At 42.5% G+C, this 23,075-nt stretch carries 24 protein-coding genes and 1 pseudogene; 23 read left to right on the top strand and 2 right to left on the bottom strand.

Annotation, left to right across the window (positions count from 1 at the left end):
* The first annotated feature begins 5 nt into the window (after positions 1 to 5).
* The 6 genes from yabA to QM870_RS03870 all read left to right on the top strand — a co-directional run bounded on the left by yabA (position 6) and on the right by QM870_RS03870 (position 4,245).
* Entirely contained in the window at positions 6 to 326 is a 321-nt protein-coding gene (yabA, locus tag QM870_RS03845; protein WP_014713697.1) for a DNA replication initiation control protein YabA, read from the top strand.
* A 2-nt stretch (positions 327 to 328) separates the two neighbouring features.
* Positions 329 to 1,186 (top strand): 16S rRNA (cytidine(1402)-2'-O)-methyltransferase, encoded by an 858-nt coding sequence (gene rsmI, locus QM870_RS03850; RefSeq protein WP_049491210.1) that lies wholly within the window; start codon positions 329 to 331, stop codon positions 1,184 to 1,186.
* A 17-nt stretch (positions 1,187 to 1,203) separates the two neighbouring features.
* Positions 1,204 to 1,785 carry a GNAT family N-acetyltransferase gene (locus QM870_RS03855; RefSeq protein ID WP_070595293.1) on the top strand — a complete coding sequence of 194 codons (582 nt, stop codon included), beginning with the start codon at positions 1,204 to 1,206 and terminating at the stop codon, positions 1,783 to 1,785.
* The gene (locus tag QM870_RS03860; protein WP_070595291.1) at positions 1,769 to 2,260 is read left to right on the top strand and encodes a methylated-DNA--[protein]-cysteine S-methyltransferase; all 492 of its coding nucleotides are present in this window, start codon (positions 1,769 to 1,771) and stop codon (positions 2,258 to 2,260) included. The genes QM870_RS03855 and QM870_RS03860 overlap by 17 nt, the downstream gene beginning before the upstream one ends.
* Positions 2,261 to 2,265: 5 nt before the next feature.
* The gene (locus QM870_RS03865; RefSeq protein ID WP_070595289.1) at positions 2,266 to 2,619 is read left to right on the top strand and encodes an arsenate reductase family protein; all 354 of its coding nucleotides are present in this window, start codon (positions 2,266 to 2,268) and stop codon (positions 2,617 to 2,619) included.
* Between the two features lie 84 nt (positions 2,620 to 2,703).
* Entirely contained in the window at positions 2,704 to 4,245 is a 1,542-nt protein-coding gene (locus tag QM870_RS03870) for an ABC-F family ATP-binding cassette domain-containing protein (RefSeq protein ID WP_414368687.1), read from the top strand.
* Positions 4,246 to 4,278: 33 nt separating this feature from the next.
* On the opposite strand, the gene QM870_RS03875 is transcribed toward QM870_RS03870, so the two are convergent.
* The gene (locus tag QM870_RS03875) at positions 4,279 to 5,124 is read right to left on the bottom strand and encodes a peptidylprolyl isomerase (protein WP_037608018.1); all 846 of its coding nucleotides are present in this window, start codon (positions 5,122 to 5,124) and stop codon (positions 4,279 to 4,281) included.
* Between the two features lie 174 nt (positions 5,125 to 5,298).
* Here QM870_RS03875 and QM870_RS03880 point away from each other — a divergent pair, with 174 nt between their 5' ends.
* From QM870_RS03880 to QM870_RS03920, 9 genes and pseudogenes are all read left to right on the top strand, one after another.
* Entirely contained in the window at positions 5,299 to 6,219 is a 921-nt protein-coding gene (locus QM870_RS03880) for a DMT family transporter (protein ID WP_414368689.1), read from the top strand.
* A 249-nt stretch (positions 6,220 to 6,468) separates the two neighbouring features.
* Positions 6,469 to 7,389: a hypothetical protein gene (locus QM870_RS03885; protein ID WP_414368691.1), complete on the top strand. Its 921-nt coding sequence runs from the start codon at positions 6,469 to 6,471 to the stop codon at positions 7,387 to 7,389.
* Positions 7,383 to 8,321, top strand: a complete 939-nt coding sequence (locus QM870_RS03890) for a hypothetical protein (RefSeq protein WP_414368693.1) — start codon at positions 7,383 to 7,385, stop codon at positions 8,319 to 8,321. Before QM870_RS03885 ends, QM870_RS03890 begins: the two co-directional genes overlap by 7 nt.
* Positions 8,302 to 9,168, top strand: coding sequence for a hypothetical protein (locus QM870_RS03895; protein WP_414368695.1), 867 nt, complete (start codon positions 8,302 to 8,304; stop codon positions 9,166 to 9,168). Before QM870_RS03890 ends, QM870_RS03895 begins: the two co-directional genes overlap by 20 nt.
* Positions 9,161 to 9,643 (top strand): hypothetical protein, encoded by a 483-nt coding sequence (locus QM870_RS03900; RefSeq protein ID WP_414368697.1) that lies wholly within the window; start codon positions 9,161 to 9,163, stop codon positions 9,641 to 9,643. The genes QM870_RS03895 and QM870_RS03900 overlap by 8 nt, the downstream gene beginning before the upstream one ends.
* A 32-nt stretch (positions 9,644 to 9,675) precedes the next feature.
* Positions 9,676 to 10,425, top strand: coding sequence for a hypothetical protein (locus tag QM870_RS03905; protein ID WP_414368699.1), 750 nt, complete (start codon positions 9,676 to 9,678; stop codon positions 10,423 to 10,425).
* An 819-nt stretch (positions 10,426 to 11,244) separates the two neighbouring features.
* Positions 11,245 to 12,903 (top strand): annotated as a pseudogene (locus QM870_RS03910) (DNA translocase FtsK); the annotation flags it as partial.
* A 66-nt stretch (positions 12,904 to 12,969) separates the two neighbouring features.
* Entirely contained in the window at positions 12,970 to 13,356 is a 387-nt protein-coding gene (gene gloA2, locus QM870_RS03915; protein ID WP_070665448.1) for an SMU1112c/YaeR family gloxylase I-like metalloprotein, read from the top strand.
* Between the two features lie 8 nt (positions 13,357 to 13,364).
* On the top strand, positions 13,365 to 15,683 hold the full coding sequence (locus QM870_RS03920; protein WP_155170027.1) for an HAD-IC family P-type ATPase: 2,319 nt from the start codon (positions 13,365 to 13,367) through the stop codon (positions 15,681 to 15,683).
* Positions 15,684 to 15,864: 181 nt separating this feature from the next.
* Here the strand turns inward: QM870_RS03920 and QM870_RS03925 are convergent, their stop codons facing one another.
* A complete protein-coding gene (locus QM870_RS03925) occupies positions 15,865 to 16,209 on the bottom strand; it encodes a DUF3397 family protein (RefSeq protein ID WP_013903943.1) in 345 nt (114 codons plus the stop codon).
* 160 nt (positions 16,210 to 16,369) lie between these two features.
* On the opposite strand from QM870_RS03925, the gene rplK reads away from it, so the two are divergent.
* From rplK to QM870_RS03965, 8 genes are all read left to right on the top strand, one after another.
* Positions 16,370 to 16,795: a 50S ribosomal protein L11 gene (gene rplK / locus QM870_RS03930; protein WP_006595850.1), complete on the top strand. Its 426-nt coding sequence runs from the start codon at positions 16,370 to 16,372 to the stop codon at positions 16,793 to 16,795.
* 97 nt (positions 16,796 to 16,892) lie between these two features.
* Positions 16,893 to 17,582 (top strand): 50S ribosomal protein L1, encoded by a 690-nt coding sequence (rplA, locus tag QM870_RS03935; RefSeq protein ID WP_003005355.1) that lies wholly within the window; start codon positions 16,893 to 16,895, stop codon positions 17,580 to 17,582.
* Positions 17,583 to 17,710: 128 nt separating this feature from the next.
* Positions 17,711 to 19,153: an APC family permease gene (locus tag QM870_RS03940; RefSeq protein ID WP_070665446.1), complete on the top strand. Its 1,443-nt coding sequence runs from the start codon at positions 17,711 to 17,713 to the stop codon at positions 19,151 to 19,153.
* A 135-nt stretch (positions 19,154 to 19,288) separates the two neighbouring features.
* Entirely contained in the window at positions 19,289 to 20,020 is a 732-nt protein-coding gene (gene pyrH / locus QM870_RS03945) for a UMP kinase (protein ID WP_009731451.1), read from the top strand.
* A 19-nt stretch (positions 20,021 to 20,039) separates the two neighbouring features.
* Positions 20,040 to 20,597 carry a ribosome recycling factor gene (gene frr / locus QM870_RS03950; RefSeq protein WP_003005165.1) on the top strand — a complete coding sequence of 186 codons (558 nt, stop codon included), beginning with the start codon at positions 20,040 to 20,042 and terminating at the stop codon, positions 20,595 to 20,597.
* A 99-nt stretch (positions 20,598 to 20,696) separates the two neighbouring features.
* Positions 20,697 to 21,551, top strand: a complete 855-nt coding sequence (cvfB, locus tag QM870_RS03955) for an RNA-binding virulence regulatory protein CvfB (protein ID WP_003005366.1) — start codon at positions 20,697 to 20,699, stop codon at positions 21,549 to 21,551.
* Positions 21,552 to 21,561: 10 nt separating this feature from the next.
* Complete coding sequence (locus QM870_RS03960) at positions 21,562 to 21,777, top strand: YozE family protein (RefSeq protein WP_003005127.1); 216 nt, start codon at positions 21,562 to 21,564, stop codon at positions 21,775 to 21,777.
* A gap of 79 nt (positions 21,778 to 21,856) precedes the next feature.
* Entirely contained in the window at positions 21,857 to 22,849 is a 993-nt protein-coding gene (locus QM870_RS03965) for a PhoH family protein (protein WP_414368702.1), read from the top strand.
* The last annotated feature ends 226 nt before the right edge of the window (positions 22,850 to 23,075 follow it).

Below are 23,075 nucleotides of genomic sequence, written 5' to 3' on the forward strand. Positions count from 1 at the left end.
TCAGAATGAATAAAAAAGAATTATTTGATGCTTTAGACGGCTTTTCTCAGAATTTGTTGGTCACCTTGGCTGAAGTCGAAGCCATCAAGAAAAATTTGAAACAAGTCATCGAAGAAAATACAGCTCTTCGCTTAGAAAATGATAAATTGAGAGAGCGTTTGGGGGAAGTTGAGAAGACCGCATCCGCAAAGTCACAACACCATGGCCGTGAAAATTTGCAACGAATTTACAACGACGGCTTTCATATTTGCACCTATTCCTATGGTCAACGCCGTGAGAACGATGAAGAGTGTATGTTTTGTGACGAGTTGTTATTTAGGGAGTAAGCATGCAGATCCAACGAAGTTTTAAAGGGGAAAAGAAAACAGGGGTCCTCTACCTAGTCCCAACACCGATCGGCAATCGTGAGGATATGAGTTACCGCATGGTCCAGACCTTAAAGGATGTGGACTTGATCGCAGCAGAGGATACCAGAAATACAGGTCTCTTGCTCAAGCATTTTGAGATTAGGACTCCCCAGACTAGCTTTCATGAGCATAATGCCCAGGAGAAAATTCCAGATCTGATCGCCCATTTAGAATCTGGAAAAGATTTGGCGCAGGTCTCAGATGCAGGACTCCCAAGTATCTCTGACCCTGGTCATGATTTGGTCAAGGCAGCGATTGAACGCGAGATTCCTGTCGTAGCTATTCCTGGCCCAAGTGCAGGGATTACAGGTTTGATTGCCAGTGGCTTAGCACCTCAACCTCATATTTTTTATGGATTTCTGCCTCGCAAAGAGGGGCAACAAAAGGCCTTTTTCCAAGAAAAAGTGGCCTATCCGGAGACACAGATCTTTTATGAGTCTCCCCATCGGGTGAAAGCGACCTTAGAGAATATGTTGGCTGTCTATGGGGATCGTCCGGTTGTCTTGGTTCGTGAATTGACCAAGATCTACGAAGAATATACTCGCGGCAGCATTTCAGAGTTAGTCGCATTTCTTGAAGAAAATCCCCTCAAAGGGGAGTGCCTCTTGATCGTCGAAGGAGCTAAGGAAGAAGTGCTAGACCTAGAAGAGGTCGACTTGATCCAAGAGATCGATACCTTGGTCCAAGAGGGGATGAAGAAGAATCAAGCAATCAAACAGGTCGCCAAACAATACGGCCTGCAAAAGAGTGAGCTTTATGCTCGTTACCATCAAGAGTAGGAAAGGTTGAAAGCAGGATGGAAATTAGAATGGCTTATCCAAATGAGATCCAGCGAATTATGGAAATCATCCAAGATGCCAAGGAAAGCCTGGCTCAAAGACAGGTTGACCAGTGGCAGGATGGTTATCCAGATGAAGAGATCATTTTTGAGGATATACTAGAAAGTCGTGGCTATGTAGCGGTTGAAGATCAGGAAGTCGTCGCCTATGCTGCCGTCCACAAGGGAAATGAAGCAGCCTATAATGAGATTTACGATGGCAAGTGGGAGCATGACAACTATATGTATATCACTTTTCACCGTGTCGCTGTGGCCAAAGAAGCTGCTGGCAAAGGGGTGGCTCAAACCTTCCTTCAAGGTTTGATCGAAGGAGAAAAAGGGCCGGATTTCCGTTGCGATACGCACCCGGATAATCTAGTCATGCAACATTTGCTTGAAAAATTAGGCTACCATTATTGTGGAAAGGTCCCAATTGATGGCGTCCGTCTGGCTTATCAAAAGATCAAACGAAAAGCAGAAACCAGTCTATTCCAAGTGGTCTCAGAAGAGGACCGCTGGGACCAAAGAGCAGAAGCGGCTTACAATGACACTCTATCTTAAACAATTCTATGAGAGCCCTATGGGACTTCTTTCGATCATTGTCAGCGAAGAAGGCCTTGTAGAGCTTGATTTTTATAATCCGAAAGAAGATGCGCCTGATCCTTTTGGGGCGCTGGAGCAGTTCCATCCCTACCATGAGAAGGTAAAGGAGTGGTTGGACCATTATTTTGCTGGGGCCCCAATTGCGATCAGCTTTCCACTAGCGCCGCAAGGGACAGCTTTTCAAGAGCGGGTGTGGCAGTTATTGAGAGAGATCCCCTATGGTGAGACCAAGACCTATGGGCAGCTTGCCCAGGATCTTTCTTGTGGTTCAGCCCAGGCCGTAGGACAGGCTGTCGGACGCAATCCCTTGTCGATCCTAGTTCCCTGTCACCGCGTGATGGGAAAAAATGGAGAATTGACAGGCTATGCGTCCGGACTCGATCGTAAACGCTGGCTCTTACAACACGAAGGAATTACCTGGAAGGAGAAATGAAATCGATGTATACCTTTATTGAATATCCAAAATGTTCGACTTGTCGAAAGGCTAAATCAGAATTGGACGGTCTCCAATGTGAGTTTCAGAGCCAAAATATTGTAACCGAAACACCGACTAGTCAAGAATTACAGGACTGGATGGCAGCATCTGGCCTACCAATCAAGTCTTTCTTTAATACCAGCGGGATGAAATACCGGGAACTCGGCTTGAAAGATAAGGTAGATCAACTGACAATAGAAGAAGCAGCGGATCTTTTGGCTAGCGACGGTATGCTGATCAAGCGCCCCCTACTTGTCAAAGACGGAAAAGTGGTTCAAGTTGGCTACCGGAAACCCTACGCAGACTTAGATTTGTAAAAGAAAAGGGAGTTGGACTCCCTTTTCATTTTGAGTTGAAGATGATATAATCATACGAGTGAAATCAATGAAAGAGAGTCAAGCATGAGTATTTTAGAAGTGAAAAATTTGAGTCACGGTTTTGGGGACCGTGCGATTTTTGAGGATGTGTCTTTCCGTTTGTTAAAGGGAGAGCATATCGGTCTGGTCGGGGCCAATGGTGAAGGAAAATCGACCTTCATGAGCATCGTGACCGGTAAGATGCAACCAGACGAAGGAAAGGTCGAGTGGTCTAAGTATGTGACTGCTGGTTACCTGGACCAGCATTCGGTTTTAGAAGAAGGACAAACGGTGCGCGATGTCTTGCGGACAGCTTTTGATGAGTTGTTCACAGCAGAAGCTCGGATCAATGACCTCTATATGGCCATGGCAGAAGACGGAGCTGATGTCGATGCTCTCATGGAAGAGGTTGGGGAACTCCAAGAGCGTCTAGAAAGTCGTGATTTTTATACCTTGGATGCCAAGATAGATGAAGTGGCGCGTGCTCTTGGGGTCATGGATTTTGGCATGGAGACGGATGTGACCTCCTTGTCAGGTGGGCAACGGACCAAGGTCCTCTTGGCCAAACTCCTCCTTGAAAAACCAGATATCTTGCTACTAGATGAGCCGACCAACTACTTGGATGCAGAGCACATCGATTGGCTCAAGCGCTATTTGCAAAATTATGAAAATGCCTTTGTCCTCATTTCCCATGATATTCCATTCTTGAACGATGTGATCAATATCGTCTACCATGTGGAAAATCAGCAGTTAACCCGCTATTCAGGAGACTACTACCAATTCCTTGAAGTCTATGAAATGAAGAAATCGCAATTGGAAGCGGCTTATGAGCGCCAGCAAAAAGAGATTGCTGATTTGAAAGATTTCGTAGCCCGCAATAAGGCGCGTGTGGCTACACGGAATATGGCCATGTCTCGTCAGAAGAAGCTGGACAAGATGGAACTCATTGAGTTACAAAGTGAGAAACCAAAGCCATCCTTTGAATTTAAAAATGCCCGGACTCCTGGACGCTTTATCTTCCAGGCTAAGGATCTTCAGATTGGCTATGACCGTCCTTTGACCAAGCCTTTGAACCTAACGTTTGAACGCAATCAAAAGGTAGCCATCATCGGAGCCAACGGGATCGGGAAAACCACTCTCTTGAAGAGCTTGCTTGGAATCATCCCTCCGATCGCTGGAGAAGTCGAGCGTGGAGACTACCTAGAGCTTAGCTATTTTGAGCAAGAGGTCGAAGGTGGCAATCGCCAGACACCGCTTGAAGCAGTTTGGAATGCCTTTCCGGCTCTCAACCAAGCAGAAGTCCGTGCCGCCCTTGCTCGCTGTGGTTTGACCACCAAACATATCGAGAGCCAAATCCAGGTGCTATCCGGTGGAGAGCAAGCCAAGGTACGCTTCTGTCTCTTGATGAACCGTGAAAACAATGTCTTGGTACTAGATGAGCCGACCAACCACTTGGATGTGGATGCCAAAGATGAATTGAAACGGGCTCTGAAAGAGTACAAGGGATCGATTCTCATGGTTTGCCACGAGCCAGATTTCTATGAAGGCTGGATGGACCAAATCTGGGACTTTAATGAATTGACGTAAAGACAAAAAGAGAACCGTTTGGTTCTCTTTTCATTATTTCTTGAAATTGTAGTCTTTTAAGATCTCGATTTTCTCGATCTTGATATCTGTTTTTGGTTTGTCCTTATCATCGGTTTCGGCAGAGGCGATTTTATCGACCACATCCATGCCATCGATCACTTGGCCAAAGACAGTGTAGTTACCACCATCGAGGGTTGGATTTCCACCATTTTTATAAGCATCGATGATCTTAGCTGGGAAGCGGTCAGTTGGGAGTTTACTTGAAATATCATCCTTATTTTGGTTGATATAGAATTGACTACCATTGGTATTTGGACCAGAATTGGCCATAGCAAGGGCTCCACGAAGGTTGTAAAGGTATGGAGAATACTCATTCTCAAAACCAGTACCTGAATCTTTGGATTTGTCTTTGCCCTTCCAGATGGATTCGCCACCAGTACCATCTCCTTTAGGATCCCCAGTTTGGATCATAAAGTTGTTAATGACACGGTGGAAAAGTAAGCCATTGTAGTAGCCTTCTTTTGCATGGGTCAAGAAGTTTTCAACTGCAAGTGGGGCATATTTAGGGAAGAGCTTCACAGTGATATCGCCTTCAGTTGTTGTGATTTTAACCTCTGCTTCGTCTTCAGCCACTTCATTTGAGAGTTGTGGGAAGACGGCATTTTCATTGGTCATGGCATCGTTAAAATCTTTGCGCAGTTGTTCTAATTTCTTTTGTTCTTCTTCAATTTTCTTTTGATCTTTTTCACTAGAGCTAGAAGTTGCTGTCTGCTCTGTCTTTTCTTTACTTGAGCTTGAAGAGTTAGCGTCTGTTTTATTGGACGAACAAGCTGTTAAAGCCAAGCCGGAAAATAATAGTAGGGCAATTAATTTTTTCATATTAATCCTTTCAACACATTAGTCTAACTTCTATTGTACCTTAATTTTGCGATACTTTCAAATCTGGATAGAATTTAAGGCGAAAACACTATTTTGAAAATTTGCAGAAAACAGATGAAAGTATTTCTGAATTCCTGTATAATAGGATGACTACAGGAGAACGATCATCAAAAAATGAAATCATCACATTTTGCGAGAGCTCTTTGGTTTGGTATCCTAGGTGCTCTCTTTTTTGCATTTACCTTTATTTTTAATCGAAGCATGAACCTGGCAGGTGGTTCCTGGATGTGGAGTGCTAGTTTGCGCTACCTTTTTAGTTTGCCTATGATGGCTGTTTTAGTTTGTCAGAAAGGCGAGTTGAAGGGGGTCTTGTCAGCAATTGCACGAGCCCCGTGGACTTGGTTGCTCTGGAGTACGGTCGGCTTTGGTCTCTTTTATGCGCCCTTATCGATGGCTTCTATCTATGGAGAATCATGGTTTGTGGCTGCGACCTGGCAGATTACTATTTTAGCAGGTCTCCTTCTGACCCCACTTTTTGGCCAAAAGATTCCAAGAAAACAGTTAGGAATGACTTTGCTGATTTTGTTAGGAATCGTATTGATTCAAATTCCATATTTTGGACGAGGTCTCGGAGAAGGTGTGGTGAGAGCTAGTATCTTAATTTTGATCGCTGCTTTTTCCTATCCATTGGGCAATCGAAAGATGCTGGTTCATTGTAAAGAAGAACAATTATCAACGACCCAACGGGTCTTTGGGATGACCTTAATGAGTGTTCCTTTTTGGTTGCTCTTATCCGTTTTTGCAGGAGTAGATGCAGGCTTGCCATCAGGTGGGCAAATGCTCCAATCCTTGATCGTAGCTGTATTTTCCGGAGTCATCGCGACCATGCTCTTCTTTGAAGCAACCAACTTGGTGAAACACAACCATCAGCAGTTAGCTGTTGTTGAAGCTACTCAGGCCGGCGAGGTCCTCTTCACCCTATTTGGAGGCTGTCTCTTTCTGGGAGATCAGATTCCAACCCCACTAGGATTTTTAGGGGTTTCCATTGTGATCATCGGTATAGTAGGAAATAGTCTGCTGACTTCTTCAGAATAGATAGTGGTAGAAAAGTAAAACTTAAAAGATGATATTGCGATTCAGTCTATCAATGCTAACACCCACGAGGGTGTTTTCTTTTTGGATTTAATCACTAATTAAGAAGGAAGTTGTGTATAGATGGAAAATTCGGTATGATGGGAGGTAAGTTGTTTTATTGGAAAATGAACGTATAAAAAATTATATGAGTAGCTTCTTTAGAAAAGGCAAAACGTTAGTCATTACTTATCAAAAAGGTGGAGCAAGAAGATGAAAAAATGGAAAATTGTAGTTTTACTTCTAATATCGATTCTATCTATCTCTATGATTGTCTATAAGAAAAATATAAAAGTTCAAAAAAGTGAACAGAAAGTAAAATGGGAACGGTATGATGCGGGATCGATCAAAGAATTGCACTATCTTGATAAAGAGAAACGAGTTATCTCCTTTCGAGCATCTAAAAATTTCATTACTTTTAGTGGATGGGCATCAATTGGTGATCGTTATTTAGTTTTAAAAACACGGTATGCAAGTAACGAAGGAATAGATGAAGAACCCAAAAAAGGGTGGACTTGGCATGCGATTGTTTATGATCTAGATCACCTAGATAAAAAACCTGAGAAGGTTGATCTCTACCAAGTTGTTAAGAATTACGATAAAAACTTTTATTTAAAAAATCAAGGTACCATCATACTCGAAGATGGGAAGGAATATTTGTTATTAAAACTCCAACATTATGAAAAAAAGAACAAAATCACTGTTAAAATGGACTTGACTACCAACAAAATAGTGGGTGAAACGACAGAAGAACTCTTCAGAACAAATTATCCTACTAGTTATAATTCTTCATCACTTGGAGAAGCCATCAATAATAGCAATGTTTATAACGATAGTGATTTCTTTATCTTCTCTTATCCGTATTGTGACTGTATTAACTTTGAAAAGGACTACCCTAAGTTTATTCAGTTAGGAAAGGCTAATAAAGAAGATAAAATGGTAGTGGCATTTCGGAAGAAAAAAATATCAGTTGAAGAATCCTACCAAATGCTCAGACATTGGTTTGCGCCACTTGGTCAAGATAAATTAGAAGTGATTGGAACAAATGAAAGTAATGACGGAGAGAAGCAAACCAAGGTATTAGAGACCTATCAAGAGTTTGAAGAGTGGACTCATCTCGAAAGAAGATGGTAAGGGGCAAGTCTAGAGCTGGTTTTGGTGAAGGAGAGAAACAAAATAAGAATGAAGAAATCATCTTTAAAGCCAATTTTTATGAAAGCCGTCGTCTACGTCATGATGGCTTTATCGATTATATGGTTCGAGAAGCGAATCGTCGTAGCATATATACCAAATTCTTTAGTTTAACTAGAATCATATTTTCTTCTCTAGGTGCATTGATGATGTTTGGATTCTCAATATTCATAGAATCACTAATGAAAGATCCGAATCCAGATGCACCAGTTGAAACCTGGGGAATAAATTTCTATCCACTCTGGCTATTTTTCTTATGTTGGTTTTTATGGTTTATCGCTTGTAAAATCAATCTATGGAAAAAGTATCCTGCCAATCTTTCGTATATTACAACTTTAAATGCGAATTTATATATTTTTTGGATGGTGCTAGCTTATAACTTGTTTTTTATTAGTATTTTAGGAAAATTTCTAACAGTTATTGGGTTAATCTTATTCTATTTATTAACCCTCATAATTCTATTTTTTGTCATACGAGTCAGAATTATGTCGATAAAAACTCGTCTCTACGGAGTACAAGATAGCAGTATGACGATCAGACAGAGAAAGTTAATAGATTTTGTTACATTGGTAGGTGGCGGAATCGTAGCAGGATGGATGATCCTGAAACTCTGTTTCCCAAGGATTGGAGAAATTCGAACTGATTTTTGGGGGACATTATCTATTATTGGTATCTCTTTTGTTTTTAACGTCATCATGATAGGGGCATTATTTGTATTGTTTTTACCCCATTCACTATATGGTTATTATCGAAATAAATATTCAGAGGAATATCGCGAGTTCGAAGGGAAATCGCTGGAAGAGTGGTATGGGAAACAATACTTGAACAAACACAGGGAGTTATTGGAAGATAAGAATGAAGAAATCAATCTTTAAAGCCAATTTTTATGAAAGCCGTCGTCTACGTCATGATGGCTTTATCGATTATATGGTTAAGGACACAAATAGTCGAAAAATCTACACAAAGCCATTTAGTATTGCAAGGAAACTATTTTCATTTTTGGGGATACTATTCATGTTTGGATTTTCTGCATTAATGGAGACGCAAATCCATCACCCTGATCCAGAAGCACCATTTGATACCTGGGGGATCAATTTCTATCCACTTTGGCTGTTTTTCTTGTGTTGGTTTTTATGGTTTCTTGTTTGTAGAAAAAATCTGCGTAGAAAATATGATGCAAAGATTCCTTATACTAGTATCTTGAATTCGAATCTATTTCTGATTTGGATGGTGCTTGTTCTGAATTTGTTTTTTATCACCTTCATAGGTAGATACCTTACGATTTTGGGGTTGGTTTTATTCTATGTTCCTACCGGAATCATATTGTTTATGATTATCCAATCTAGAATAAAATCACTAAAAACTCGTCTTTATGGAGTGCAGGATCCTAGTGCAACTGCTAGACAGAAAAAGTTTATAGAAGTCATTACTGGACTAGGTGGGATAATTATAGTAGGTTGGTTAGCTCTAAAATTTCTTTTCCCCCAAGTTGGGGAAGTGAAAGCTGATTTTTTAGGAACCATATCATTTATAGGAATGGTATTTTTTGGAAATCTTATCACTTTGGGTATGGTAGTAGTGATGCTGTTACCCTATTCACTTTACGGCTACTACCGAAATAAGTATTCAGAAGAATATCGAGAGTTCGAAGGAAAATCACTGGAAGAGTGGTATGGGAAGAATTACCTGAAAAAACACAAGGAGTTATTAAAAAATGAATAAGAATTTTAACGAGATGTCGTTTGATGAATTGAAATGTTACCGCAGGGAAGGTCTATGGAGATCTTTGGGCTTATTACTGGTCATTATTTTAGTGATTGTGGGAATGGTCTTGATGGAAGTGAACCATGTTTCTCCGTCTAATCAGAATCGTTTTCGGGTGATTGGGTTGACAACTGTCATTGCGCTCTTTGGCTACCTGATGCCTCTGATGGCAGCAAATCGTATCATGCGAGACCATCCGGATTGGGTCAAGAAATCAGGGATTCGAGCAAAGATTCCCTTGCCGACGGCTTGGCATGTCAAAAGACTTTGCGTCCTTGGAGCGAGTCTCTTGGTGATTGGAGTAGGATTTACTTCGTCATTCAAACCACAAGTCCAGCAGACAAATCTAAAGGATCAACAAGATAATATCCAAGTCAATAATGTAATCGATGTGCCTGAGATTGAAGTGCCTACGAGTGGTAGTCAGGACTAGTTAGTGAAAGATTGAATCTAAAATGGAGAAATATGAAACTTTTTACTTACTCATTTGAAGAAAGTCAATCCTTCGTAAATGAGACCATTATTAGCCGCTTTAACGATAAGGGAAATTGGAAAAGATTTATTGGTATGCCTTTATTTTCTGCAATAGTCTATCTACTTTATATCCTTCTTCCAGCAGTCTTTAAGGGAATAAGATTAGATGGAGATGGGGATGTTGCCTATCAATGGTTAAATTTACCTCTTTTGTTTGTTCTACTTTTATTTTATTTGGTCTACATTTTCTATTCGTTTAAATTTCGAAAGAAAAAAATGATCTTGAAATATCTCACTTATTGTTATATGTACCTTCTATTACTATTTATGGAATTAGGATTTGTATTAATTGGGATTTTTTGCAGAAAACTTCTCGGTTTTTTATCAGCTGGATTAACGATAGTTGTTGTGATATATCTCTTTAGGAAGGTTCCTAAAAAGATAAAGGCTGCGGTTGAAGAAAGAAAACCCTATGCTTCCTTGGCTGCCCTAGCAACAGAAAAAATGACAGATCAATTATTGATCTTGGGAGGAAGTGGAGTTACAGCGGGTTTTGTATTGTTTGATCGTTCAAACAATACAAATGTAAGAGGGAGCATTGATGCTATCTTAACGCCATTCTGCCCCGCTATTATGGCTGTTGCTCTTTATGTCTTCTTTTTAGAAATAGTAGGGGGTTACTACCTATTTTTGTACTACGAACAATACAAAGAAAAATATGATATTTTAACAAAGTTTTAGCTTAAGAAAACTTATAAAAACAGTGCCCAATCGGTGCTGTTTTTTTGCTTTATGCCGCAAAATTGAGGAAGTGATTTTACTAGAGAACTAGCTTGGAAATGTGATATAATAAAGGTTATGGCAAACAATAATCAATCAAAAAAAACACGGTCGACAAGACGACTGTCCAAAGCAGAATTAGAAAGAAAAAAAGCAATTCATCGCATGATTGCGACCATTCTGATTAGTCTGGTCTTAATTTTTGCGTCCTTGAAATTGGGGGCAGTAGGGGTCTTGGCCTACAACTTGATCCGACTCTTTGTTGGGAGTTTGGCTTACTTGGCTATTTTAGCGACCTTTTTCTACCTCTATGCCTTTAAATGGCTGGACAAACACGAAGGGGTGATTTCAGGATTCCTAAGTTTCTTTGCTGGGGTTCTTTTGATGTTTCAGGCCTTCTTTGTATCTTCGCTTCATTTAGACAATAATGGGATCAAGGTTACCTTTTCAAGGATCATGGCAGACTTGATTCATCTGCGGGTGGAGAGTTTTGCTGGTGGTGGTATGATCGGTGCCCTTCTTTATGCTCCGATTTCCTTCCTTTTTTCAAATATTGGCTCTTATTTTATCGGTCTTCTCTTTATCGGGTTGGGGATCCTCTTGATGAGCCCTTACTCCATCTATGATTTGTTTGAAAAGGGGTCCGAAGTCTTCCATGCTTCTATGGAAAAACGCAAAGAGCGTCGCGAACAGAAATTCCTTGAAAAAGAAGCGAGAGCTGCCGAGGAAGCTGCTGCAGCTGATAGAGAGCAAGAAGAAGCAAGAGCTGCTCTTCCAACTCCCCTTTCTATGGAAGGGCACCCTGTAGATCCTGAAACAGGAGAAGTGTTGGCGGAAGAGCCCTTTACAGAGCCCTTCCCAGAAGCTGAGATTGTTGCACCAGCAAGGCCAGAAATCTACCTGCCAGATGAAGAATGGCCGGAAGAGCCTGAAGAATATGAAGAGCTTCCGGTAGCCGAAGAATTCGAGGACGATGGGGAAGAAGTTCAAGTGGACTTCACGCCTAAGGAACTCCTTCAGTACAAACTCCCAACGATTGATCTCTTTGCGCCTGATAAGCCCAAAAATCAATCCAAAGAGAAAAACATCGTTCGCCAGAATATCCGCATTCTGGAAGAAACCTTTGCAAGCTTTAACATCAAGGCGACAGTGGAGCGAGCGGAGATCGGTCCTTCTGTTACCAAATATGAAGTCAAGCCAGCTGTCGGTGTACGGGTCAACCGTATCTCCAACCTAGCAGATGATTTGGCTTTGGCCCTAGCAGCCAAGGATGTGCGGATCGAAGCGCCGATTCCAGGGAAGTCTCTGGTCGGGATTGAAGTGCCCAACTCAGAGATTGCGACCGTTTCCTTCCGTGAATTGTGGGAGCAGTCCAAAACAGACCCCGCTAAACTCCTTGAGATTCCTCTTGGGAAGGCTGTAGATGGTTCAGCTCGGACCTTTGATTTGGCTCGGATGCCCCATCTCTTGGTAGCGGGTTCTACCGGATCTGGTAAATCGGTTGCGGTTAATGGGATTATTTCGAGTATCTTGATGAAGGCCCGTCCGGACGAAGTCAAATTTATGATGGTCGATCCAAAGATGGTGGAGCTTTCTGTCTATAATGATATTCCTCACCTCTTGATTCCAGTGGTGACCAACCCACGCAAGGCCAGTCGAGCCCTACAAAAGGTTGTCGATGAGATGGAAAATCGCTATGAGCTCTTCTCGAAAGTGGGCGCTCGGAATATTGCTGGCTTTAATGCCAAGGTTGCGGAGTACAATGCCCAGTCTGAGATGAAGCAAGTACCACTTCCATTGATCGTGGTCATTGTCGATGAGTTGGCAGACTTGATGATGGTCGCAAGTAAAGAAGTGGAAGATGCCATTATTCGCCTGGGACAAAAGGCGCGTGCGGCTGGGATCCACATGATTCTTGCGACTCAACGGCCATCGGTTGACGTTATCTCAGGTTTGATCAAGGCCAATGTGCCTTCCCGTGTCGCTTTTGCGGTATCATCTGGGACCGACTCACGGACCATCTTGGATGAAAATGGAGCGGAGAAATTGCTCGGTCGCGGAGACATGCTCTTTAAACCGATCGATGAAAACCACCCGATTCGTCTGCAAGGATCCTTTATCTCAGATGACGATGTCGAGCGGATTGTCAACTTTATCAAGGAGCAGGCAGAAGCCGATTATGATGATGCCTTTGATCCAGGCGAAGTGTCGGAATCGGACTTTGACGGAGGCATGGGTGGCTCTGATGAAGGCGATCCTCTCTTTGAAGAGGCCAAGGCGCTCGTGGTTGAAACTCAAAAAGCCAGTGCTTCGATGATTCAGCGCCGCTTATCCGTTGGCTTTAACCGAGCGACTCGCCTCATGGAAGAGTTGGAAGCAGCCGGTGTGATTGGACCTGCTGAAGGAACCAAGCCTCGGAAAGTATTGCAACAATCATAAGGATAGGGAAAAAGGGCGCTTGTCCCACTCCCTTTTCTTTTTATAGGAAATAGAAAGTAGGACCAGATGAAGTTAGACATGATTCATCATATTGCTATCATTGGACGGGATCGCGATGCCATGTTGCATTTCTATGTGGACCAGTTGGGCTTTGCGATTGTCAGTGAATATGACCGTCCTGAACGCGGAGATATCTTGATCAATCTCCGTCAGGGCCAGCTGACGTTAGAACTCTTTATCAAACCGACGGCCCCAGAACGGCCTAAGCTTCCCTTGCCCGAGCATGCGGGACTGCGTCATCTAGCCTTTAAAGTGGAAGATGTCGAGGCGTATCTAGCTAGATTGGATCAGCTAGGTATTGAGAATACAGGCCTTCGCTATGATGACTTTGATGGTAAGAAAATGGCATTTTTCTTTGATCCAGAAGGACTGCCTTTGGAAATACATGAGTGAGGAACGCAATGGATAGATTAGAAGGACTCAGTCAGGAAGAAGTAGCAAAAAAGATCCAAGAGGGCAAGCAAAATAAGGTCACAATCAAGACAGAAAAAAGCCTAGGACAGATCATTCGAGACAATGTCTTTACCTACTTTAATCTGATATTTTTGATTTTGGCTATTTTGCTGGTAGCAGTGAAGTCTTGGAACAACCTCTTGTTTGTCCCGATTGTCGTGGTTAACTCCTTAGTTGGTATTGTACAGGAAGTCCGCTCTAGACGGATCTTGCGTCAGATGCAATTTCTACACATGAGTGAGGCGATCGCTCTTCGTGAAGGTAAAGAAGTCGCTCTACCTATCGATCAGCTGGTGGAGGGTGATCTCGTTCGCTTTCAAGCTGGAGACCAGATCTATGCGGATGGGGTCTTGCTGGAGGGCGAGCTAAAAGTCGATGAGTCGCAATTGACAGGTGAAGCTGATGAGGTCAAAAAAGGAGCGCAAGATGCGCTCATGTCAGGTAGCTTTGTGATTGCTGGTCAAGGACTGGCACGATTGGAAAAAGTGGGGAATGACTCCTACATCAACCAATTGAGCTTGGAAGCCAAGCAGGTCAAGTCCCATGAGGAGTCTGATATGGTTCATGCAGTTAACCGCATCGTAGGGATCATTGGTCTCCTTATCATTCCTCTAGGCTCGCTCCTTTTTCTTCGTAGCTATATCAGCCTAGGCGATAGCCTAAAGCTCAGTGTGACTTCAACAGTCGGAGCCTTGATCGGGATGATTCCAGAAGGTTTGTACCTCTTGATGACCTTGGCACTGGCTCTTGGTGCTGTCAGATTGGCCAAGGAAAAGGTTCTGCTCAATAGCATGAAGGGGATTGAGACCTTATCGCGCGTGGATGTCCTTTGTGTCGATAAGACAGGGACCATTACAGAGCCTGGTATGGAAGTGACAGAGATTCGTCCAGCTAAAGACGCTCAAGACTTGGAAGCTCTAGCTCAGTATGTCAAGGCTAGTATGGATCAAAATGACACCATGGATGCGATCCGAAAATTTCACAAGACACCAGTTAGCCGGCCTTGGAAGACTCTTGAAATACTGCCCTTTACGTCCAAGAAAAAGTATGGGGCCATTGCCTTTGAAACTGGGATCTATGTATTAGGCGCACCAGAATTTGTCTTAAGAGAAGACTTCTCTGAGCTTGAAAAAGAGATCGCCCCTGCTACGCAGGCAGGCCATCGGGTCTTGGCCTTTGGAAAATATAGAGGAGAAGACCTTAGAGAGACGTTAGAGGCTCCTGTAGATTTGGTAGCCTGGATTATTCTCTCCAATCCTTTGAGAAAAAATGCCAAAGAAACCTTTGCTTACTTTAAGAAACAAGGAGTGAGCATCAAGGTTATTTCAGGAGACAACCCAGCTACTGTCTCTGCTATTGCACAAAAAGCAGGCATTGAAGGAGCAGAAGACCTGATTGATGCCAGAACCTTGCAGACGGAAGAAGACTTGCACCAAGCGGCGAGCCAGTATACAGTCTTTGGTCGGGTGACCCCAGAGCAAAAGAAAAGCCTTGTAGAAGGCTTGCAGGCAAAAGGACACAAGGTCGCTATGACAGGAGATGGCGTCAACGATATTTTAGCCTTAAAAACAGCGGATTGTAGTATTGCGATGGAATCTGGAAATGATGCGACCAAAAAGATGGCGCAAGTGGTCTTACTGGATTCTGACTTTGGGAAGATGCCGTCTATCGTGGCAGAAGGTCGTCGGGTGGTCAATAACATTCAGCGATCAGCTAGTCTCTTTTTGATCAAGAATATCTTCTCCATTTTGTTGGCTATCTCAGTGACGCTCTTAGCCTTTACCTATCCGATCATGCCGTCGCAGATGTCTTTGATCAGTGGTTTTACAATTGGGATTCCAGGATTCTTCCTAGCGCTTGAGCCCAATAGCGAGCGCATCAAAGGACGCTTTATTGAAACGGTCTTTAAAAATGCGCTACCTGCTGCCTTGACGGATTTTATACTGATCTTCAGTCTGGTATTGCTCTCTTCAACATTTGGCATGAGTTCTGAAGAGCTCTCGAGTGCAGCCATCTGCTTGATGGCCTTCGTCGGTTTTACCATCATCTACCAAGAATCCCAGCCTCTCAATCACTACAAGAGACTGGTTCTCCTAGGAAATATCCTAGCTTTTCTGGTTTCAAGTAGTATCCTAGGGAAATTCTTTAACATGAGCCCCTTGAGGCTTCAAACGCTGCTTATCTGCGCCATCATGGCGGTTCTCGCTCTCATCTTGATTCAACTCTTCAAGAAGTTAGTGGGTTGGTTCTTTCATCGGAAGAAATAAAAGAAAGTGAGTGGGACAGAAATCGGTAATTCGTTAGAATTCGATTTCGTCGTCCCACCTCCGCACAGTTGAGTAGGGCTGTAAAAGCTGATGAAATCAGCGTAGTAGAGCCCACTCAACCACTGCGTCTTGCTCGACAACAAAAAGAGGCTAGGACTTTTGTCCTAGCCTCTTTTTGGCATTAGATAAATAAACTAGCGGTTAGGATCAGATAGAGCAAGAAGGTGACTAGAAATCCCGCACGCCAGAAGTATTTGATAAATTTCGGATAATAAAAACTCTTTTTCTTTTTTAAGAAATAAATCGTTAGCCCCAAGGCTAAAAGCGAAAGGCTTAAAGCTAGCAGCGGTAAGAGGCTGTGATAAAAGGCGCTGTCTGAGATCAGGTAGTACTCTAGGGCAAATAAAGGAAAGGCAATATCGGTGGATCGCCATCCTCTTTTTTGAAGCTTAAAGAGGTGAACAATGATACCACTCAGAATCAGCGTTAAAAAAATAAATAATACAGAAGCAACTTTGATTAACATAGCTTCATTCTATCATAAAACGAAAAAAAAGTTTACTATATTTTAATTTTTTCTTGCAAAAAAAGAGAAATCGTGTATAATAGAAAGGTATGCACAAAGCATACTTGTGGGAGGTAAAAATCTGTAATTACCGCCAAAACCACAAAGGAGGATTTAAGAAATGGCTAAAAAAGTCGAAAAACTTGTAAAATTGCAAATCCCTGCTGGTAAAGCTACTCCAGCTCCACCGGTTGGACCAGCACTTGGTCAAGCAGGTATCAATATCATGGGATTCACTAAAGAGTTTAACGCTCGTACGGCTGACCAAGCTGGTATGATCATCCCAGTTGTGATCACTGTTTATGAAGATAAATCATTTGATTTCGTTACAAAAACACCACCAGCTGCTGTTCTTTTGAAAAAAGCTGCAGGTGTTGAAAAAGGATCAGGTACACCGAACAAAACGAAAGTTGCAACAGTTACTCGTGCACAAGTACAAGAAATTGCTGAAACTAAGATGCCAGATTTGAACGCTGCAAACATTGAGTCTGCAATGCGTATGATCGAAGGTACTGCTCGTTCTATGGGATTCACTGTTACTGACTAATTGTAACAATCCTATTTGCCCGCAATACACTTGATCAAATGACGAGTGACGTGGGAGATGAAAATCGATATGACCACATTACAAGGAGAAAGATAAAATGGCTAAAAAAAGCAAACAACTTCGTGCTGCTCTTGAAAAAATCGACAGCACAAAAGTCTACAGCGTAGAAGAAGCTGTAGCTCTTGCAAAAGAAACTAACTTTGCAAAATTTGACGCAACTGTAGAAGTTGCATACAACTTGAACATCGACGTGAAAAAAGCTGACCAACAAATCCGTGGTGCAATGGTATTGCCAAACGGAACTGGTAAAACTGCTCGCGTTCTTGTATTTGCACGTGGTGCAAAAGCTGAAGAAGCAAAAGCTGCTGGTGCAGACTTCGTAGGTGAAGATGACCTTGTTGCGAAAATCAACGATGGTTGGTTGGACTTCGACGTAGTTATCGCTACACCTGACATGATGGCTCTTGTTGGACGTCTTGGACGTGTCCTTGGACCACGTAACTTGATGCCAAACCCTAAAACTGGTACAGTAACAATGGATGTTGCGAAAGCAGTTGAAGAGTCTAAAGGTGGTAAAATCACTTACCGTGCTGATAAAGCAGGTATCGTTCAAGCGATCATCGGTAAAGTTTCATTCGATGATACTAAATTGGTTGAAAACTTTAAAGCTTTCAACGACACAATCCAAAAAGCAAAACCAGCTACAGCTAAGGGTACTTATGTAACTAGCTTGACTTTGACTACAACTCAAGGTCCTGGTATCAAAGTGGACGTTAACTCACTTTAATTGAAATGAAAAAGCTACCTTCGGGTAGCTTTTTTCTTTTAAAAAATTTCAACAAATGTTAGAGAAAACGCTTACAAATCAAAAGTAAAATGATATACTAGATCTATCAAAAAATAAGGAGATCTATTATGAAGAAAGATCACAACCAATTAAATTGGCTCATGGTCTCACTCATTGCTTTTAATATGGTGTGGGGATTGGGAAATGTCGTGAATAACTATTCGACCCAAGGCATTTCTGTTATTGTTTCCTGGATCCTGATCTTGGCAATTTATTTCATTCCCTATGCTTTGATCGTTGGCCAATTGGGCTCAACCTTTAAAGAAAGTGGGGGTGGTGTCAGTGAGTGGGTTGAAAAGACATCTACAAAACGTCTCGCCTATTTTGCGGCCTGGACCTACTGGGTTGTACATATTCCCTATTTAGCTCAAAAACCTCAGCGAATTCTGATTTCTCTAGGTTGGGTTCTTCAAGGGAATGACAAATTTGTGAGTGGCTTAAGCATCCAATGGGTGGTTATCCTTTGCTTGATTATTTTTGGAATTTTTCTCTATCTCTCTACCAAAGGTTTGATGACCTTGAAAGTCATTGGTGGTTTGGCTGGTAGTGCCATGCTGATCATGTCCTTCCTTTTTGTCTTATTAGCAGTTGGAGTTCCTTTCATCAATCCGGGTATGCAATTTGCGACCCAACATATGGATCAGGTGAGCACCTATATTCCAAACTTTGACTTCTCTTATTTTACTACCATTTCTCTCTTAGTCTTTGCGGTAGGTGGAGCTGAGAAGATCTCTCCTTATGTCAACCAAACCCGTAATCCTGCGCGTGAATTTCCGAAAGGAATGATTGTCATGGCAATCATGGTTGGACTTTCTGCCATTCTTGGTTCCTTGGCTATGGGGATGCTCTTTGACAGTGGACATATTCCAGAAGATTTGATGCGAAATGGAGCCTTCCAAGCTTTCCAAATTCTTGGAAAACACTGGGGAGTTGGGAATGTCTTAGTGATTATCTATGCTTTGACAGACATGATTGGACAAATCGCAGCCCTGGCCTTTTCGATTGATGCTCCGCTTCAAATCTTGCTCCATAATGCAGACGATGAATATATTCCTTCTTGGCTTCGCAAACGTAGCAAGAAAGGCGTCTTGACCAATGGTTACCTCCTGACAGGGATTTTGGTCAGTCTTCTTATCGTCGTTCCCCTCTTTGGGATTCAAGAAATCGATGGGTTAGTAAAATGGATGACCAACCTGAATTCTGTTGTGATGCCAATGCGTTACCTCTGGGTCTTCTTTGCCTATATCATGCTCAATCGTGCTTGGAAGAAGTACAAAGATGCAGAATACAAGATGACCAAGAGTCCAAAACTAGGCTTTATTATTGGAGCTTGGTGCTTCCTGTTCACGGCCTTTGCCTGTATTTTAGGGATGGTGCCAAAAGTGGACTTTAAGGTGGACCCAGTCGCTTGGCAATTCTCTCTATTGACCAATATCTTGACTCCGCTTGTCTTGATTGCATTAGGCATTATTTTGCCATGGATTGCCCGTCGCGAAAAGAAAAAAGTCTAATGGTAAATCCTAGTCCTCGGACTGGGATTTTTCCTTGTTAGACAGCTTTTTGAAAATAAAAAATTTTGATGGATATGACTATATAAAAAACGTAATTTATGGTAAAATAATACAGATCAAAAAAGGAGAGAGAAAATGGTAGAACCTAAGTATAAACGTATCTTAATCAAGCTATCTGGTGAAGCCCTTGCCGGCGAACGTGGTGTCGGAATCGATATCAAAACTGTCCAAAAAATGGCTCAAGAAATCAAGGAAGTTCACGAACTTGGAATTGAAATTGCCTTGGTTATCGGAGGTGGAAATCTTTGGCGTGGAGAACCTGCTGCTGAAGCAGGGATGGATCGTGTCCAAGCAGACTACACAGGGATGCTCGGAACTGTCATGAATGCTCTTGTGATGGCAGATTCGCTTCAACAAGTTGGTGTGGATACCCGTGTTCAAACAGCGATTGCCATGCAACAAGTCGCAGAACCTTATATCCGTGGTCGTGCCCTTCGTCACCTTGAAAAAGATCGGATCGTGATCTTTGGTGCCGGGATTGGTTCTCCTTACTTCTCAACAGATACGACCGCAGCCCTTCGTGCAGCTGAAATTGAAGCAGATGCCATTCTTATGGCCAAAAATGGGGTGGATGGTGTTTACAATGCCGACCCGAAAAAAGATGCTTCAGCTGTGAAATTTGAGGAATTGACCCACCGTGATGTCATCAACAAAGGTCTTCGCATCATGGACTCAACAGCCTCCACTCTCTCCATGGACAACGACATTGACTTGGTTGTCTTTAATATGAATGAACCAGGCAATATCAAACGCGTTGTCTTTGGTGAAAATATCGGTACAACTGTATCAAATAACGTAGAAAAATAATAGAAAATAGAGGAAAATTATGGCAAACCCAATCGTAGAAAAAGCAAAAGAAAGAATGACTCAGTCTCACCAAAGTTTGGGACGTGAATTTGGTAGCATCCGTGCTGGACGTGCAAATGCAAGTCTTTTGGATCGTATTTTCGTAGAATACTACGGAGTAGAGACACCATTGAACCAATTGGCATCTATCACCATTCCAGAAGCGCGTGTCTTGTTGATCACTCCATTTGATAAATCATCTTTGAAAGACATCGAGCACAGCATCAATGCTTCTGACCTTGGCATCACTCCAGCCAACGATGGATCTGTTATCCGCTTGGTTATCCCAGCTTTGACAGAAGAAACTCGTCGTGACTTAGCAAAAGAAGTGAAAAAAGTGGGTGAAAATGCTAAAGTAGCGATCCGTAACATTCGTCGTGATGCTATGGATGAAGCGAAGAAACAAGAAAAAGCAAAAGAAATCACAGAAGATGAATTGAAAGGTCTTGAAAAAGAGATTCAAAAAGTTACGGATGACGCTGTTAAGCATGTAGATGAAATGACAGCTCACAAAGAAAAAGAATTGATGGAAGTTTAATCCATCCCAACCATTACAGGAAAGATAGACTCAGTTGGCACTGCTGGCTGGGTTTTATTTCCATTATTCTTGTGAAGAGGCAAGAGGAAAGAAGGAAACATGAATACGAATCTAGCAAGCTACATCATGGGAATGGTCATTGATGAAAATGATCACTTCTATTTTGTTCAAAAAGATGGCCAAACCTACGCGCTTGATAAAGCAGAAGGCCCACACCAAGTCGGAGAAAGTGTCAAGGGCTTTGCCTATACAGATATGAAGCAAAAACTACGACTCACGACACTTGAAGTCACTGCAACTCAAGAAAGCTTTGGCTGGGGAACGGTCACGGAAGTGCGCAAGGATTTGGGAGTCTTCGTGGATACAGGGCTTCCAGATAAGCAGATTGTTGTCTCACTAGATATCCTACCGGAGATCAAAGATCTATGGCCTAAAAAGGGCGATCGTCTCTATATTCGTTTAGAAGTCGATAAGAAAGATCGGATTTGGGGGATCTTAGCCTACCAGGAAGATTTCCAGCGTTTGGCTCGTCCAGCCTACAACAATATGCAAAACCAAAACTGGCCAGCCATTGTCTACCGCTTGAAATTGTCTGGGACCTTTGTTTACCTTCCAGAGAATAATATGCTGGGCTTTATCCACCCAAGTGAGCGCTATGCAGAACCTCGTTTGGGAGAGGTCTTAAATGCTCGCGTTATTGGTTTTCGTGAGGTGGACCGGACCTTGAACCTATCTTTGAAGCCACGCTCCTTTGAGATGTTGGAAAACGATGCCCAAATGATTTTGACCTATTTGGAAGCCAATGGTGGCTTTATGACCTTGAATGATAAATCATCTCCAGAAGAGATCAAGGCAACTTTTGGGATTTCAAAAGGCCAGTTCAAAAAGGCCTTGGGTGGCTTGATGAAGGCCAAAAAAATCAAGCAGGACCAGTTTGGAACAGAGTTAATCTAAGAGGAGGCTTATGCGAAAATCGTTTTATACTTGGTTGATGACGGAGCGTAATCCTAAAAGCAATGCTCCTAAGGCCATTCTAGCAGATCTTGCTTTTCACGAGTCTGCTTTTCCCAAGCATACAGATGACTTTGACGAGGTCAGTCGCTATCTAGAAGAGCATGCGAGCTTTTCCTTTAATCTTGGCGATTTTGATGCGATTTGGGAAGAATACCAAGCCCACTAGAGAAGGATAGGTCGAGGATGGTTTTTTCTCGGCCTCTTTGTTATAATAATAGAAAAATACAGGTAGAGAGGTTCTTTATTTGCAAGAACATTCAGTTGAAATTACATTAACGCATCCAGACGATCTCTTTCATTTGTTTGGATCTAACGAACGCCATCTTCGTTTGATGGAGCAAGAATTTGGGGTAACTATTCACGCCCGGACAGAAATCGTCCAAATCATTGGGGAAGAAGAAAGCTGCGAGCAGGTTCGTCAAGTCATCCAGGCTCTTTTGGTCCTCGTCAACCGTGGCATGACCATTGGAACGCCGGATGTGGTGACCGCCATTACCATGGTGAGAAATGGTGAATTGGATAAGTTCATCGCTCTCTATGAAGAAGAGATTATCAAGGATAGTTACGGCAAGCCCATTCGAGTTAAAACGCTTGGTCAAAAGATCTATGTCGATAGTGTCAAGAACCATGATGTCACTTTTGGGATTGGACCAGCGGGGACTGGGAAAACCTTCCTAGCAGTGACCTTGGCTGTGACTGCCCTCAAGCGTGGTCAAGTCAAGCGGATCATTTTGACGCGTCCTGCTGTTGAAGCTGGAGAGAGCCTTGGTTTCCTACCAGGGGATCTCAAAGAAAAAGTGGACCCTTATCTACGACCGGTCTATGATGCTCTTTACCAGATTTTAGGGAAAGACCAAACCACTCGGATGATGGAGCGGGAGATTATCGAGATAGCGCCTTTGGCTTATATGCGGGGGCGGACCTTGGACGATGCCTTTGTCATCCTCGATGAAGCGCAAAACACCACCATCATGCAGATGAAGATGTTTTTGACCCGTCTTGGTTTTAACTCTAAGATGATTGTCAATGGAGATACTAGCCAGATTGACCTTCCTCGAAATGTCAAATCCGGCTTGATTGATGCTCAGGAGAAATTGAAGAACATTTCTCAAATTGACTTTGTGCATTTCTCTGCTAAGGATGTCGTTCGCCATCCAGTAGTAGCAGAAATTATCCGGGCCTACGAGCCTATTCCGAATCCGGTCCTCAAAGAAGAATCGGATGTGGAAGATGAATAAAAGAAAAGGCAAAGATCATCGGATCTTTGCCTTAAATTGACGATGAAATCATCTCCTAGCCTTTCCTTTGGTGAGAACGGACGTCAGCGAACTTCTACGAAGTTCCATGACTAATAATAGAGCCTAAGGTCTCAATTATTCCGAGTGCTTGAAACTAAATTGTTTCAAGCACTTTTCTCACGGCGGAAAGACTCTGAAAATGATTTAAAAAACTCAAAACAACTTG

This window comes from Streptococcus parasanguinis (genome assembly GCF_047463195.1).
Taxonomy (GTDB): Bacteria; Bacillota; Bacilli; order Lactobacillales; family Streptococcaceae; genus Streptococcus; species Streptococcus parasanguinis_R.

Bases quoted from the DNA above. Each gene is read 5' to 3' on its own strand.
- QM870_RS03895 (WP_414368695.1), top strand. From the start codon at position 8,302: ATGAAGAAATCAATCTTTAAAGCCAATTTTTATGAAAGCCGTCGTCTA.
- rplA (WP_003005355.1), top strand. From the start codon at position 16,893: ATGGCTAAAAAAAGCAAACAACTTCGTGCTGCTCTTGAAAAAATCGAC.
- QM870_RS03925 (WP_013903943.1), bottom strand. From the start codon at position 16,209: ATGTTAATCAAAGTTGCTTCTGTATTATTTATTTTTTTAACGCTGATT.
- QM870_RS03960 (WP_003005127.1), top strand. From the start codon at position 21,562: ATGCGAAAATCGTTTTATACTTGGTTGATGACGGAGCGTAATCCTAAA.
- QM870_RS03885 (WP_414368691.1), top strand. From the start codon at position 6,469: ATGAAAAAATGGAAAATTGTAGTTTTACTTCTAATATCGATTCTATCT.
- frr (WP_003005165.1), top strand. From the start codon at position 20,040: ATGGCAAACCCAATCGTAGAAAAAGCAAAAGAAAGAATGACTCAGTCT.
- QM870_RS03900 (WP_414368697.1), top strand. From the start codon at position 9,161: ATGAATAAGAATTTTAACGAGATGTCGTTTGATGAATTGAAATGTTAC.
- QM870_RS03870 (WP_414368687.1), top strand. From the start codon at position 2,704: ATGAGTATTTTAGAAGTGAAAAATTTGAGTCACGGTTTTGGGGACCGT.
- cvfB (WP_003005366.1), top strand. From the start codon at position 20,697: ATGAATACGAATCTAGCAAGCTACATCATGGGAATGGTCATTGATGAA.
- QM870_RS03865 (WP_070595289.1), top strand. From the start codon at position 2,266: ATGTATACCTTTATTGAATATCCAAAATGTTCGACTTGTCGAAAGGCT.
- QM870_RS03880 (WP_414368689.1), top strand. From the start codon at position 5,299: ATGAAATCATCACATTTTGCGAGAGCTCTTTGGTTTGGTATCCTAGGT.
- rsmI (WP_049491210.1), top strand. From the start codon at position 329: ATGCAGATCCAACGAAGTTTTAAAGGGGAAAAGAAAACAGGGGTCCTC.
- rplK (WP_006595850.1), top strand. From the start codon at position 16,370: ATGGCTAAAAAAGTCGAAAAACTTGTAAAATTGCAAATCCCTGCTGGT.
- pyrH (WP_009731451.1), top strand. From the start codon at position 19,289: ATGGTAGAACCTAAGTATAAACGTATCTTAATCAAGCTATCTGGTGAA.
- QM870_RS03890 (WP_414368693.1), top strand. From the start codon at position 7,383: ATGGTAAGGGGCAAGTCTAGAGCTGGTTTTGGTGAAGGAGAGAAACAA.
- QM870_RS03860 (WP_070595291.1), top strand. From the start codon at position 1,769: ATGACACTCTATCTTAAACAATTCTATGAGAGCCCTATGGGACTTCTT.
- QM870_RS03875 (WP_037608018.1), bottom strand. From the start codon at position 5,124: ATGAAAAAATTAATTGCCCTACTATTATTTTCCGGCTTGGCTTTAACA.
- QM870_RS03905 (WP_414368699.1), top strand. From the start codon at position 9,676: ATGAAACTTTTTACTTACTCATTTGAAGAAAGTCAATCCTTCGTAAAT.
- QM870_RS03940 (WP_070665446.1), top strand. From the start codon at position 17,711: ATGAAGAAAGATCACAACCAATTAAATTGGCTCATGGTCTCACTCATT.
- yabA (WP_014713697.1), top strand. From the start codon at position 6: ATGAATAAAAAAGAATTATTTGATGCTTTAGACGGCTTTTCTCAGAAT.
- QM870_RS03855 (WP_070595293.1), top strand. From the start codon at position 1,204: ATGGAAATTAGAATGGCTTATCCAAATGAGATCCAGCGAATTATGGAA.
- QM870_RS03920 (WP_155170027.1), top strand. From the start codon at position 13,365: ATGGATAGATTAGAAGGACTCAGTCAGGAAGAAGTAGCAAAAAAGATC.
- gloA2 (WP_070665448.1), top strand. From the start codon at position 12,970: ATGAAGTTAGACATGATTCATCATATTGCTATCATTGGACGGGATCGC.